Origin of the sequence: Thermonema sp., from assembly GCF_026003375.1 — a bacterium.
In the GTDB taxonomy this organism is placed as follows: domain Bacteria; phylum Bacteroidota; class Bacteroidia; order Cytophagales; family Thermonemataceae; genus Thermonema; species Thermonema rossianum.
The window spans coordinates 826235-840779 of the sequence record NZ_BPHD01000001.1; the positions used below are offsets into that span (position 1 = coordinate 826235).

At 50.1% G+C, this 14545-nt stretch carries 10 protein-coding genes; 4 read left to right on the plus strand and 6 right to left on the minus strand.

The window, feature by feature from the left end:
• Window positions 1-21: 21 nt before the first annotated feature.
• Window positions 22-2202, plus strand: a complete 2181-nt coding sequence (locus QVE43_RS03515) for a cytochrome c biogenesis protein CcdA (RefSeq protein ID WP_288004331.1) — start codon at window positions 22-24, stop codon at window positions 2200-2202.
• Between the two features lie 47 nt (window positions 2203-2249).
• On the opposite strand, the gene QVE43_RS03520 is transcribed toward QVE43_RS03515, so the two are convergent.
• From QVE43_RS03520 to QVE43_RS03535, 4 genes are all read right to left on the minus strand, one after another.
• Window positions 2250-3098, minus strand: a complete 849-nt coding sequence (locus tag QVE43_RS03520; protein WP_288004332.1) for a mechanosensitive ion channel family protein — start codon at window positions 3096-3098, stop codon at window positions 2250-2252.
• A 63-nt stretch (window positions 3099-3161) separates the two neighbouring features.
• Window positions 3162-5282, minus strand: coding sequence for a helix-hairpin-helix domain-containing protein (locus QVE43_RS03525; protein ID WP_288004333.1), 2121 nt, complete (start codon window positions 5280-5282; stop codon window positions 3162-3164).
• Complete coding sequence (locus QVE43_RS03530) at window positions 5266-6108, minus strand: hypothetical protein (protein ID WP_038032417.1); 843 nt, start codon at window positions 6106-6108, stop codon at window positions 5266-5268. The genes QVE43_RS03525 and QVE43_RS03530 overlap by 17 nt, the downstream gene beginning before the upstream one ends.
• 47 nt (window positions 6109-6155) lie before the next feature.
• Window positions 6156-6581 carry a hypothetical protein gene (locus QVE43_RS03535; protein WP_288004334.1) on the minus strand — a complete coding sequence of 142 codons (426 nt, stop codon included), beginning with the start codon at window positions 6579-6581 and terminating at the stop codon, window positions 6156-6158.
• Window positions 6582-6821: 240 nt separating this feature from the next.
• Between QVE43_RS03535 and QVE43_RS03540 the strand changes: the two genes are divergently transcribed.
• Window positions 6822-9773 (plus strand): pitrilysin family protein, encoded by a 2952-nt coding sequence (locus tag QVE43_RS03540; RefSeq protein ID WP_288004335.1) that lies wholly within the window; start codon window positions 6822-6824, stop codon window positions 9771-9773.
• A gap of 410 nt (window positions 9774-10183) precedes the next feature.
• Here the strand turns inward: QVE43_RS03540 and lpdA are convergent, their stop codons facing one another.
• Entirely contained in the window at window positions 10184-11578 is a 1395-nt protein-coding gene (gene lpdA / locus QVE43_RS03545; RefSeq protein ID WP_038032961.1) for a dihydrolipoyl dehydrogenase, read from the minus strand.
• A gap of 99 nt (window positions 11579-11677) precedes the next feature.
• Between lpdA and QVE43_RS03550 the strand changes: the two genes are divergently transcribed.
• A complete protein-coding gene (locus tag QVE43_RS03550; RefSeq protein WP_288004336.1) occupies window positions 11678-12964 on the plus strand; it encodes a DUF2851 family protein in 1287 nt (428 codons plus the stop codon).
• On the plus strand, window positions 12913-14097 hold the full coding sequence (locus QVE43_RS03555) for a hypothetical protein (RefSeq protein WP_288004338.1): 1185 nt from the start codon (window positions 12913-12915) through the stop codon (window positions 14095-14097). The genes QVE43_RS03550 and QVE43_RS03555 overlap by 52 nt, the downstream gene beginning before the upstream one ends.
• Here the strand turns inward: QVE43_RS03555 and ytxJ are convergent.
• The gene (ytxJ, locus tag QVE43_RS03560; protein WP_288004340.1) at window positions 14088-14486 is read right to left on the minus strand and encodes a bacillithiol system redox-active protein YtxJ; all 399 of its coding nucleotides are present in this window, start codon (window positions 14484-14486) and stop codon (window positions 14088-14090) included. The genes QVE43_RS03555 and ytxJ overlap by 10 nt on opposite strands.
• Window positions 14487-14545 lie beyond the last annotated feature (59 nt).

A 14545-nucleotide genomic window follows, 5' to 3' on the forward strand; every position in this document is an offset into this window, starting at 1 on the left:
GCCATAAAATAAAACACAGTCATGACACGAAAACTTTATTTTTTACTGATCCTCTGCCTGTGGCTTGCCGCCGGCGGGGCACAAGCACAAATCGAAGAGCACGCCCATTGGACTCATAACCTTCGTACCCCCCAACCCCTCCACGTAGGCGACACGCTCGAGCTTGTATTCAAAGCCAAAATAGATAACGATTGGTATCTGTATGCTTCGGACTTCGACCCCGAGTTGGGACCTATGGTTACCGAAATAGAAATTGCCCAAATACAGGGGGCGAAAGCAGCAGGACCGCTCCTTTCGGTCAACTCCATCAAAAAATATGATGAGATTTTTGAAGGGCAAGTGGCCATCTTCAAAAAAGAAGGCACTTTTATTCAAAAATTTGTAGTTACGGCGCCCGAAGTCAATATAAAAGGCAGCATCAACTTTCAAGTGTGCTCCAATGTAACGGGCATGTGCGTACCGGGCAGCTACGATTTTTCGGTGAGTGTACAAGCCCGGGCGAAGGAAAGCGGGCATAAAGAAAAAGAGAAAGAAGAAAGCACGGTAAATACTACGGCAGACACCCTTCCGCAAGCCATCGACAGTGTGGTAAGCAGTGGCGCCCAAGTGGTAAAAAGCGTTCAAGACGGCACAGAAACCACACAAACACCCTCACCTGCCACTCCCACCTCCCCCGAAAAGAAACAAAGCTTGTGGCTGTTTGCCCTTACGGCTTTTCTGGCCGGCCTGGCGGCCATCTTTACCCCCTGCGTGTTCCCCATGATTCCCATGACGGTTTCCTACTTCATGAAAGGCAACATAGCACGCAAAGAAGGAGAAGATGAAGAGCGTTATCAGCAGCGGTTGCGCGCCGCACGCCGTCAGGGCATTAGCAAAGCCTTTTTCTATGGTTTTTCTATTATCGGCATCTATACACTTGTGGGCACCTTGGCTGCCGTATTTTTAGGGGCTGAATTTGCCAACGAAGTAAGTACCCACTGGCTGGCCAACCTGATATTCTTCCTTGTATTTGTCATCTTTGCGCTTTCTTTCCTGGGGATGTTCGAAATCACGCTTCCCTCTTCTTTCCTTACCAAGGTAGATAAGCAAGCCGACAAAGGGGGCTTGGTGGGCATCTTCTTTATGGCACTCACCCTGGTGTTGGTGTCGTTTTCTTGTACTGTGCCCATCGCCGGCAGCCTGTTGATTGCTTCTGCGGGGGGCGAAGTGCTTAAACCTATTGTAGGTATGTTGGCATTTTCACTGGCATTTGCCATCCCTTTTACTTTTTTCGCGGCATTTCCTACTGCCTTGAATAAGCTGCCCCGCTCCGGCGGATGGCTCAACTCGGTCAAGGTGGTACTGGGCTTTATTGAACTGGCATTTGCTTTCAAGTTTTTAAGTGTGGCCGATCAGGTATATCACTGGCACCTGCTGGACCGCGAAGTGTATCTGGCAATATGGATTGCCATTGGCATAGCCCTTACGCTCTATCTTTTAGGGAAGATACAACTACCCCACGATAGCCCCGTAGAGCGCCTGTCGGTGCCCCGCCTGTTGTTAGCCTTGGTCACCCTTAGTTTCGTGATTTATTTGATTCCGGGCATGTTTGGCGCGCCACTCGAAGCGCTGTCGGGCTACTTGCCGCCCATGTCCACCTTCGACAAAATAGAAGTAAAAAGTGCAGGCAATGGCGGACAGGCGGCTACAGATTCGAACTTTCCTGCCAAAGTAAAATATGGCGATTTGTTCGAGCTTCCTCATAACTTGCAAGGCTTTTTCGATTATGAAGAAGCCGTGGCTTATGCCCGGAAGGTAAACAAGCCACTGTTCATTGATTTTACCGGACACGGCTGTGTGAACTGCCGCGAGATGGAAGCCAAAGTATGGAGCGACCCACGAGTGTTAAAGTTGCTACGCGACCAATACGTGGTAGTTGCCCTTTACGTGGATGACAAGACCCCGCTGCCCGAAAGCGAGCAGTATGTATCGTCCTATGACGGCAAACTAAAGAATACCATCGGGCGCAAATTCTTCGATTTTCAAATCACTGAATTTGGTGCCAATGCCCAGCCCTACTACTCGCTTCTGGATACCGACCCCGGCAAAACCCCAAAAGAAAACTTGTTGCTTCCACCGAAGGGATATGACCTGAACGTGGATAACTTTATAGAGTTTTTGGAAAAAGGTCTGGAAGAATACCGCAAGCGGCATCAACCATAAGCCAATAGAAAGCCCCGCCAAGCAGCGGGGCTTTTTCATTGCCGGGCTCAGGTGTCTGCCTGCTGTTTGTTCATAATCACAGAGAGCGTTTCGTAAGGCATATTCACCTTTGCCTCGAGCAGTGTCTTCAGGATTGCTTCCCTCAGCTGGAAACGAAGCGCAATATGCTGCTTCTCATCCCGGATCCACACTCTGAAAACCAGTTCTATATTGTAATCGTTGATGCTGTTGAGCACCAACTCGGGCGGAGGCGTGCTCAAGTAAGTGTTTGTATCCTGCACCAAAGCAAACAGAAGGCTGCGAATTTTAGCCAAATCTTCATCGGGGGCTACCGTAAAAGGTATATCAAGGCGTAAGTGCGGGAAATTGGTATAAGACACAACCATTGAGTTTACTATCTGCGTATTGGGAATGGAAATCATTTTGCCATCTACTGTCGTCACTTTCGTAGAACGCAACGATATTTCCTCCACACGCCCATATTGTCCCCCAATCTCAATCAAATCACCTACTACGAAGGGGCGGTCCCAAAATATAAAAAGTCCGGATATGATGTTGGAAAGTGCATCTTTGGCAGCAAAACCCAAGGTCAAGCCGGCAATTCCCAAACTCGCCAAAATAGATGCCGGATTTACCCCCATTTGAGTAAGGGCCGCCGAGAAGCCAAAGACATAGACGACCGTTTTACCTACATTCACCAAAAAGTTTTGCAAGGTTCTGTCCACGGTAAAGCGCCGGAAAAGCATACGGAATAAACGGCGCACCAGCTTCCACAGAAAAACAAAAAATGCAAATACCAAAATGGCACTCAACAACTTAGGCAAAAAAGCCACAATACTTTCAATTGCGGCGTGAAAATCAAAGTACTTCCGGAAAAGCTCGATAATATATTCCATAGGCAGGTTGTTTAACAGTTTTTCATCAATAGCAGAGACAGAACAGCGCCATAGGCGTCACTGCTAAAAACGATAGCGCACTTGTAACCTCAACTCCGAACGCCGGTTGCCCCGGATTTCTTCCAGTCCGCTGCCTATGGTATCTGTGTTAAGGTAGCGCGTTTGCGCATAGCGAATCCAAAGGTGCAGCTGCCGGGTAACATTATAGCGCAGCATCACAAAATAGCGATACCCTTGGTCTTGGTAGGCCGGCAAGGAAAAGGTGTAAAGCACATTGCGCTCATACATGTATTGTCTGTTTTGATAGTCGTCGGTATCGAACACCACAAAGCGCGTGGCAAGCTCCCATTGCTTGTAGCTCAGGTTTATGTCTTGTGCCAAAGCCAAGCCGCGCGTGGTTTTTTGGTTTTGGGTAAAAGAAGAAAACTGAAGCCTGCTTTGCAAGCCGATATATTTTTCGGCAGCGTAGCGCACCACCAGCCAGTAATTGCGGCGGATGCGTGCCCCCAGAAAGTCCATGGCCGTATCGTTGTCCGGTACGTTTTCCTCTTTGTTTTCTTCGCGGTATTGCGCGTACATGGAAATGCGCCGTGTGGGGGCATAAGTTACTCGAAACAAGTATTCATAGCCTTGCGAAGGGGCATCCACCTTGTATTTCAACCAGGGAAAGGCAAACTTATCATAATAAGCAGCAAAGCTCAGTTGCTTGAATGGCATGAACTTCATGCCCCAATAAAAGCCTCTTTCGTTAATAGGGCGGCTGTTTTCTGCCAAAGCATTGCCGTAAAAAGAATGAAAATCGCGGGCATAGTTCCGGTACAGCAGCGCCATTTCAAGTGTGGGCGTCAAGCTTCCCAACACGCCACTTATTATGCCCATGCCGCCGCTTTGCGAACGCGCCGCTTCACCAAAGAAATTAAAGTTTTGCCAGTTGTAAGAGTAGTGCAAGCCCACATTGTAATTTTGCTGCCCGTTGAATTCAAACTGATTATAGGTAGTGGGCGTGCGCTTCAACGGCACCCCAAAGCGCGTGTAGATGCCCGTGAGTCCCACTTCCAAACGGCTGTCTTTGGACTTGTAAGTAACATTGGCACCCCCTACTTGCTCATCAATGGCGTCTTTGGCTGCCAGCTCCGTTGGCGTACGGTGAAAGCCGGCGGTCTGTATGCTGCTGATGAAAGTCTCTGTTTGCTCGTCCAGTGTGTCGCCAAGCGTCTGCACATTGGCATCTTGGCGCTGCCAGGAAGCAAAAGCGGTCAGGTCTATGCTGCCTTTATCCAAGCGCAGCAGCTCATAAGTAGCCGCTGCCCCCCTGAAAAAACCGGTTTCGAGTACCGAAGTAAAAGGCCGGATGCCCGTGCTGCTGCGCCGGATGGTCTGTACTGTTTCTGCCCCCTTGCCTATGCGAAAGCCGGCGCCTAAAAGCAATCCTTGCCCTATTTGAATTTGATAATCGCCCAAAGCAATGGCTTTAAAACGTTTTTTATTCCACAATACCAGATGGTAAGAATAGAAATCCATTCCGTATTGCTTTTGGGCGGGATTCCATGCAAAAGCTTCGCCGGCGTCTTTTTCAGCCGTAAACCCCAAGCTGAAATCGCGAATATGGCTTACCCGGAAACGGGCATACAGGTTGTAAGGCGAGCCGGCATAACGCTGCGTGTAGCTGCTGTCGCTTTTGAGCGTGGGGGGCGTGTAGCCCTCTTGCGTTTCCAGCGTGCGCGTCATGCGCCATACCAGGTAGTTGTTTTCCTCATGCAAAATACGCGACAAAAGACTGCCATCGCCTTCGTGGATGCTTTTTTCGGCTACGGTTACAAAAGGCAGCAACTTTTGAATGGTTTCAAGGTCGAAACCGGGAATGGCTTGCAGCTCATAAATAGAAATCAGCCGGCCGTAGCGTGCCCTATAGGCCAGAAAGTTGTTGATTTGATATTCCTGGAGAATAAACAGCGATGCCAACTCGTCGCGTCCGGCGGTGTTCAAGTCCAAAGGCTCAAGATAAAGCTGATACAGGGCTTCGTAAATATCTTCGTAATTGGCGCCTGATTCAGGGTCTTGAAGTGCAAAGTTATCTTCAATGAACTGCTGCAGGTCGATATCTTGCGCCGGGCGTTGCCCTACGCTCTGCCAAGCGCACAAACAAAAAAAGAGCAGGCAAAAAATACTACTGACGGAACGCATAGGACACAGATATATGATGAACCAAGCCCAAGGGGTTGTGAATCATTAAACCATAATCTACCGATAGTTTCTTCGGACGAATGCCTATGCCAAAAGTGTTTACAAAAGGCTGTGTTTGCACGCCTGTGCGCACATAGAAAGGCTTTGCCAAACGGTACTCAAAGCCCGCCTTTACACGTGCCGGCTGTTCTGTGTCTTTTTCTGCTTCTATATTCAACCACAGGCTTTCGGTAGGGTGGTAGCCAATGCCGGTTTTCAGCACCACCGGCAGATACTCTTCCCTGTAGTCGGAAACCATGCGGGCTTGCCCTAAATTATAGGCATGCATGCCCCAATAAAGCGTAGGAAGCAGCCGGGCTATTCCCCCTATTTCAAACAAAAAAGCCCCTTGCGTGCGCGAAGTGACGCCCGTAGGGTCTTGTACAGCCCGTTGGAAATAAGAAGCCTTCACGCCCACGCTCACCATGCTTATTTTATGAGCAAAAGCAAGCCCGAAGGCCTGTTCATTGAAGAGCTTATCGCCAAAGCGCATGGCCGACACGCCCACTGCCCCGCCCCAAGGCAGTGGCGCACTTGCTCCCAAATAGGCTGTTTGCAGGGCACCAAGCCCATAAGGCTGTTGTGCGGCAACGGCTACTTCCACACGCTCTTGCGAAGCAAGCCCCGCCACATTATTGAAAACAGCCCAAGTATCGGACAAAGCGGCTACGGCATTGCCCATAGCGAAAGCACGCCCCCCTGCCGCCGCGGGGAACTGCTGGCACATGGCAAGCCCACAGGACATCAATACAAAAAAGAAAGAGAGAATGTAAGGATGTAAATTCATGTTTTCGACTTCAAGGAAAATTGCCTTGAAGATACAAAATCCCTTTATTACTTGAGTAATTTTTCTGCCTTTAAAAGCCGATAAGACGCATCGGCCGAAAGCCCCGAGCGCACACAGTCAAGCAAGCGCCGTACCAACAGCAGGGGGGCTTCACTCAGTTGAAAATGCTCCACCAAGCGGGCACAATATTCTATTTCTTTGGGGTGCACAACATAATCGGCCAACATCAACAATGCCACTTCGTGCAGGTGGTGAAAGCGCTTTTTTACAGACATACGCCCTAAAGGCTCCTCCTCTTCTTCCTCTTTCTCCAACATATGGTGCAGCAAAGCCTCGTCGATTCCTTCCTTGTGCGCCCAAGCCAACAGGTATTCATACTCGGCATTGGCCAATTCACCGTCAACCAAAGCCATGCGCACCATGCTTTTCAACTTTCTTTGATGCTCACCTGTCAACCAATTCAAAAAATTCATACTATCAGGGTTATGTCCTATTCAAAATATAGCATCTTTGAACAGACATAAAAAATAAGACATCCCGCCGTCGTGTAGGCTTTGCCCTGGTGCACTCCAAAGGCCGGATGCCTTCACTCTTTGCGGCCACAAACTTACATTGCCTGCTTGCATGGTATGATTGATACACTTTCACATAAAAAATACAATAGCAGCCCATCCACGTCGTTTTTATGGAAGTTGAACCAAAAACATACCCAAATGAGACGAACGTTTCTACTACTGATTGCCCTGCTGACCGGGGCATTTTCTCTCCGGGCACAAACCCGCCTGGTAGAGAAAGTAACTAAAAAAGAAGGCGAGTTGGTTATTCCTTACGAGAAGTACGTACTGGACAATGGGCTTACGCTTATCATTCATGAAGACCACTCTGACCCGCTCGTGCATGTGGACGTCACCTATCACGTAGGGTCGGCAAGGGAAGAAATTGGCAAGTCGGGCTTTGCCCACTTCTTCGAGCACATGATGTTTCAAGGCTCGAAGCATGTCGCAGACGAAGAGCATTTTAAAATCGTCACCGAATCGGGGGGAACACTCAACGGCACCACCAACCGTGACCGCACCAACTATTTCGAAACGGTGCCTTCCAATCAATTGGAAATAGCGCTCTGGCTGGAAGCCGACCGCATGGGATTCCTGTTGCCGGCCGTCACGCAAGAGAAATTCGAAGTGCAGCGTGCTACCGTGAAAAACGAGCGGGGGCAGAACTACGACAACCGCCCCTATGGCTTGGTGCGTGAGTACAAAGACAAAACGCTTTATCCTTATGGGCACCCCTACTCTTGGCTTACCATTGGTTATGTGGAAGACCTTGACCGTGTAAGCGTGGAAGACCTGAAAAACTTTTTCCTGCGTTGGTATGGACCCAACAATGCCACACTGACCGTGGGCGGCGACGTGGACCCCAAAGAAGTGGTCCGTTTGGTAGAGAAATACTTCGGTTCCATTCCGCGCGGTCCGGAAGTGCAAGATTTGCCCAAGCAAATCCCCACACTCGAGCAAGACCGCTACGTATCGTATGAAGACCCTTATATCAAACTCCCGCTGCTTTCCATCACCTATCCCGCAGCACCCCGCTACACCTACGACGAGCTGGCGCTCGACTGCGTGGCAGACCTCTTAGGGGGCGGCAAAAACTCTATCCTCTACCAAAAACTGGTGAAAGCACAAAAAGCCGTACAAGTAAGCACTTCCAATGCAGGCTATGAGCTTGCCGGTGAATTTTCTACTTATATTTTGCCCTTCCCCGGCCTTTCGCTGGCCGACATGGCAAATCTCTACAAAGAAGCACTGGCAGAGTTCGAAGCCAAAGGCATCAGCGATGAAGACGTGGAGCGCTTCAAAGCACAGCGCGAAGCCGAGCTGATTTACGGGCTTGAAAGCGTAAGAGGACGCGTTACCCGTCTGGCAGCTTACCAAACCTTCTTAAAGAACCCCAACTTTTTAGCCGAAGAGCTGAAGATGCTAAAGCGCCTCACCAAAGAAGACGTATGGAAAGCCTATCAGAAGTATATACAAAACAAACCGGCCGTATATGTAAGCGTATGCCCCAAAGGTAAACTGGACTTACGCGCTGCCGAAGACAACTACACCATAGACAACACGCAATACAAAGCCCCTGATTATGGTTATGAAGGCTTGAGTTATCGCGAACCCAAAGACAACTTCGACCGCAGCCGCCGCCCGCAACCCAAGCCGGCCAAGCTGGTGGAAGTGCCCCCCTACTGGAAAAACACCTTTGCCAACGGGATGCCTGCCATAGGCACCCGCAACGACGAAATTCCCGTGGTAAACATGCTGATTAGCATAGAGGGCGGGCAATTGTTGTTGCATGGCAACACGGAAAAGGTAGGCTTGGTTGGGCTCACCGCTGCCTTGTTGAACGAAGACACCCAAAACTACAGTGCCGAAGACTTTGAAAACGAACTCAAACGCCTGGGCAGCAGCATCAGCATCTACGGCGATGAAACGGGCTTCTATGTGCAAGTCCGTTGTTTGAAGAAGAACCTGCAACCCACCATGCGCTTACTTGAAGAGCGCCTGCTGCGCCCTAAGTTCGAAGAAGAAGACTTCTTGCGCATTCAAAAACAACAAATCGAAGGCATCAAGAATGCCAAGGCGCAAGCCCGTTATCTGGCTTCGAGCATCTTCGATAAGCTGCTCTATGGCTTAGACGACGTGCGCGCCTACGATACCGACGGCACCGAAAGCAGTGTGGCTGCCCTCACCCTTGCCGACGTGGAAGCATTCTACCGGCAAGCCATCAATCCGGCATATGCCAATGTGGTGATAGTGGGCGACATCACCGAAGAAGAGACACGCCAAGCCCTCACTTTCCTGAACACATGGAAAGGCGAAAAAGTAAACGGGCGCATCCCCGTATTGCGTGAAGGGAAACGTCCCGGGCAAAGCCGTATTTTCCTGGTGGACGTACCCAATGCCGCACAGTCTGAAATACGCGTGGGGCATCCGGCCATGCCTTACCACCCCTTGGGCGAATACTATCACGCCTATTTGATGGCATACCCCTTGGGCGGCGCTTTCAACAGCCGGATTAACCTGAACCTGCGCGAAGACAAGGGCTGGACCTATGGCGCCCGTGCCGGTTTTGGCGGCACCCGCTACAGCGGCTATTTCGTAGCTTCGGCAGGTGTGAAAGCTGCCGCTACCGACAGCGCCGTTTATGAAATCGTGCGCGAGATAAGCGAATACAAACAAAACGGACCCACCGAAGAAGAGATTACTTTCACAAAAATGTCTATTGGTCAGCGCGATGCCCTGAACTATGAAACGGGCTTCCAGAAAGCCTTCTTCCTGCGCCGCTTGCTTGAGTACAACCTGGAAGGCGACTATGTGAAGAAGCAAAGCGAAATATTGCAACAGCTTACGCCTGCCAAAGCTCATGAATATGCGCGTAAATATCTGGACCCCGAGCATTCGTTCATCGTGGTAGTAGGCGACAAAGCCCGCATCCTCGACGGCTTGAAGCGTTTGGGCTACGACATCGTAGAGCTCGACAAAGACGGCAAACCCGTAGCTGAGCAAAACGCTACAGAAGTAGAAGTGCCCGCTTCCACCGGAGAAAACGCACTGCCTGTTGAGAGTCAAGAGAAAGGGAAGAAGAAAAAGAAAAGAAATAAACGCAAGCAATAAGCAACACACCCGTCTATTGAAACACAAGCAGCCCCGCCTCTCCCGGTGGGGCTGCTTTGCTTTTTGTTGTGCCTTTTTTGTCACACAACATTTGAACTTTCATGTCAACCGTTTTCTGCTGTTGTTATCTTCTTCTTGTCATTTCGAGCGCAGCGGCAATTTCTTTTGCAAAAAAGGCTTGGTTTGAAGAGATGTCTCACTTCGTTCTACATGACAAAAGTAGGCTTGGTTTGAAGAGATGCCTCACCTCACTACGTGAGGCTCGAAATGACAAGCCGTGCTTCACCCGTTCAAGATGACAGGCTATGCCTGCGAGCCGTACCGGCGGTAGCATGCAAGCAAGGGCAGCAAAAGAAAAAAAGCCCTTGTGGAAGTGCACAAGGGCTTAGAGGGCTTGTATTGTGGGCTGCTTACAGGTGAATCACCTCGCCATAGGCAGCGGCTACGGCTTCCATGATGGCTTCCGACATGGTGGGATGCGGATGCACCGATTTGATGATTTCGTGTCCGGTGGTCTCCAGATTGCGGGCAACCACCACTTCGGCTATCATTTCGGTAACGTTGGCACCAATCATGTGTGCCCCCAGCCATTCGCCGTATTTGGCATCGAAGATGACCTTCACAAAACCGTCTTTGGCGCCGGCAGCGCTGGCTTTGCCCGAAGCCGTATAGGGGAACTTGCCTACTTTGATTTCATAACCGGCTTCGCGTGCCTGCTGTTCGGTCATACCTACCGAGGCAATCTCGGGCTGGCAATAAGTACAGCCCGGAATGTTGCCGTAGTTGAGCGGATGCGGATTCAAGCCGGCAATTTTTTCCACGCATATGATGCCCTCGGCAGAAGCCACGTGTGCCAAAGCAGGACCGGGCGTCACATCGCCGATGGCATACACACCGGGCACATTGGTGCGGTAAAACTCATCTACGGCAATTTTGCCCTTTTCTACTTTCACGCCGGCTTCTTCCAAGCCTATGTTTTCGATGTTGGCAACCACGCCCACTGCCGACAGAAGCACGTCACATTCAAGCACCTCTTCGCCGTTGGGCGTTTTTACGGTCACTTTGCAGCCTTTGCCTTTGGTATCGACGGCCGTTACTTCCGAAGAAGTGTAAATCTTAATGCCTTTCTTCTTGTATATCTTTTCCAACTGCTTCGACACTTCCTCGTCCTCGTTGGGCACAATGCGCGGCAGGTATTCCACGATGGTTACTTCCGTGCCAATGGAATGATAGAAGTAGGCAAACTCCACGCCGATGGCGCCCGAGCCCATAATCACCATTTTCTTGGGCTGCTTTTCAAGCGTCATTGCCTTGCGGTAGCCAATGACCTTTTCGTTGTCTATCTTGATATGAGGCAGTTCACGGGCACGCCCGCCGGTAGCTATGATGACATGCTTGGCTTCATATACTTTCTTTTTCCCTTCCTTGTCGGTTACTTCCACCTTGCGGTCTTTGGTGAGCTTGCCCCATCCTTGAATCAGGTCGATTTTGTTTTTTCTGAACAAGAACTGAATCCCCTTGCTCATGCCGTTGGCTACTTCACGGCTGCGCTTAATCATGGCTTCAAAGTCGTGCTTTGCCGAGCTTACTTTGATGCCATAGTCTTCGGCATGTTGAATGTATTCGAATACCTGGGCGCTTTTAAGCAGCGCCTTGGTGGGAATACAACCCCAATTCAGGCAGATGCCTCCCAATTCGGCGGCTTCCACCACAGCTACTTTCATATTTAACTGAGCTGCACGGATGGCTGCTACATAACCACCGGGACCACTCCCTATTACAATCACGTCATAGTTTTGACTCATAGTCTTGATATTTTGGTTGAGTTTTGATACATTCACTAAGGCTTGGCACAAAAATAGTTGAAAAAGTGCAACAAAAAATATTTTTCACCATAAAATCCCATGCAAGAAGCGCTGCTACATCACATCTGGCATTATCGTTATTTTCGCACCCCCGGCTTGTTTTTGGTGGACGGCCGCCCTTTGATGATTGTACACCCCGGCACGCACAACACCCACCAAGGCGCTGATTTCAGCCAAGCGCAGCTGCAGATAGGCAACCAAAGCCTGCAAGGTGATGTAGAAATACACCTCCGCAGCTCTGACTGGTTTAAACATAAACACGAGCTGCAAGCCCATTACCGGCAGGTAGTGCTTCATGTGGTGTGGCAGCACGACATGGACGCCCCCCATACCGAAGGCATCCCGGTGTTGGAGTTGCGCCATTATGTAAATCCGCAGGTGCTCAATACTTACCGGCAGCTGGTGCTGTCGCCCATTCACCGGCGCCCACTGTGTGCCCCGCAGTGGCAAGCAGTATTGCCGCTGCATAAGATAGACATGCTCGAAAAGGCCGTGATGCGACGCATGGAAGAAAAGGCACAACGCATACTGCAAGAGTATGAAAGCTGCACATTATGGGAAGAAACTGCCTACCGGGCGCTTGCCTATGCTTGGGGGCTTGCCCAAAATGCCACCGCCTTTTTGAAGCTTAGCCGTCAAACCCCACTTAAAGTACTGCGCAAACACCGCAACAACTCCATAGCCATAGAAGCCATGCTGTTTGGACAAAGTGGTTTGCTCCCCACGCCCCCACTCGATGATTACTGCCAACAACTGGCGCAAGAGTATGCTTTTTATAAGCATAAGTTCTCTTTGAAAGCGCTGCCGGCAACAGAGTGGAAGTTCTTGCGCATGCGCCCCGGCAGCTTCCCTACCTTCCGGCTGGCACAATGGGCTGCTTTGCTTGTTCAACAAGATTTACTGCACAATCTGTTGCTTGAAAGCCCGGCGGAAACGCTTCAAAAAACATTTGCCTCGCTGCCGGTAAGCGACTATTGGCAATGGCGTTACCGCTTCGGAAAGAAAGGGGCACGCCCCACACCAAGCGGCATGGGCAAACAAATGATTTACACCCTGTTGATCAACGCCGTGGTGCCTTATCGTGTGGCTTATGGCTTGCATAGCGGCAAGAAATCGTATATTCAAAGCGCAATGGAATTGTTGCAGGCGCTGCCGCCCGAGCATAACCGCATCACCCGCCTGTGGGCAGGATTCGTAGAGCCTCAAAGTGCTTACGACTCGCAAGCGCTCATTGGGCAGTATAAGCAAGCCTGCTTAAAAAAAGAATGCCTTTCATGCGTCATTGGAAACCATTTGTTGCGCAAGAGCGCACGCTCTTCATCCTGAGTTGGGGCTGGCGTTATGCCGTAGCCATGGCAGTGATTGCCTACTACAAGCACCTGCAAGAAGGCGATATTTTGGTCTACCTCCACGATTTACAAGTCCTGCAAAGCGCCTTGCAAACGGGGCTTCTGCCATGGCAGGATTTACTGTCTTTTGCCCCCTTACCGCAAGCCGTCAGTATTCAATTGTGGCTATATACCCAACCCCGGGCCTATGCCTTCGTATTATGCCTGCTGCCGCTGTGGTTACTCTCCGGGGGCATAGAGCCGCTGTTTGTGGCTGTGGTGGTGGGCATTGGCAATGTTTTGCTTTACCGTTGTTTTACAAGCATCAAATGCTATTACCCTCACTTGGCACTGCCTGCCTTTATTGCTTTGTTTTTGCTGCCTTCCATGGCCATATGGACAACACCGCCCTTAAAAGAAAGTCTTGTGATTCCGGCGATTTATTATGTCTATGCTTGCTTGCTACACTATTGCCATCGCAGGCGTTTGGCATTCGTTCATTTTTTGGGCACGGGCTTTGTGTTGTTTTTGCTTTGGAAAACAAAGTACTACTACTTTGCCACACTTGCCCCCTTGGTGGCGGCATGCTTCGTATTGTGCTGCCGCCGTTTGCCCAAAACGGCTCTGCTTATTCTTGCCGTGGTCATACCGGCCGTTTTTGTGTATCTGCTGCCTTTTATTCATCCCAACCTTTCGCTGCATGCTTTCATGGCAGCCCTGTGGCAAAACCATCGCGACATTGTGCGGTTGAGCAACCCGGCCAATGTGTACCCGCTGCCTTTCGACGGCCATCCCGGCTCGTTGATTCAAAGCGTGCTTCCGGCATTGTTCAATGCCTTGTTTCGCCCCTTCCCATGGGATGGTACGCTGTGGGCAGGACTCGTTTTGGGAACAGAATGTTTGTTGCCCGTCGCTGCCATGTTTTTTTTATTGAAAAAAAGAAAGCGCTTGTTTTCTGCCCTTCCTGCCTATTGGTGGCTCTTGCTGCTGTTTATTGCAGGCAATGCCGTGTTGTTGGGAATAGCAGCGCCCAATATTTCAGCCCTGAGTCGTTACAGGCTAATCTATTGGGCACTCTGGTGGTTGCTGTGCGCTTCGTTTATTATTCCGGGCAAAAAAGATTATAAATAAGGCTTTATGTTTTCAACATCAATAGCCAAATGAGAGCTGTGATACACGCACTTGCCATCTTTAAATATCAACAGCTGCGGCGATTGGTGCTCCACTCCCGACAAGCGGGCAATGGCGTTGGACAAAGGGCGTTCTTCTATGACACGCACCAAATAAGGATGCAAAGCCTGCTGAAAGGTTTCGTTCCATGTGCGCTCCAGACGATTCAAGGCAGTGGCACTGATGGAACAGCGGGTGCTGTGTTTAAAAATAAGCACCGGCTTTTCGAATGATGTTTGTTCTATGGCATGCACCAAGGCTTCCTCATTGGGGAACTGTTGCCATGCCGGGCGAGTCAGCCCTTCTTTGTTTGCGCTTTCGCTGCCAAAGATTTTTTCAAAAAATCCCATGATTGTGCATTTAATAAAGGTTCAGGCTAAAAACAAAACCGTAGTGGTAAAGAGTTCGC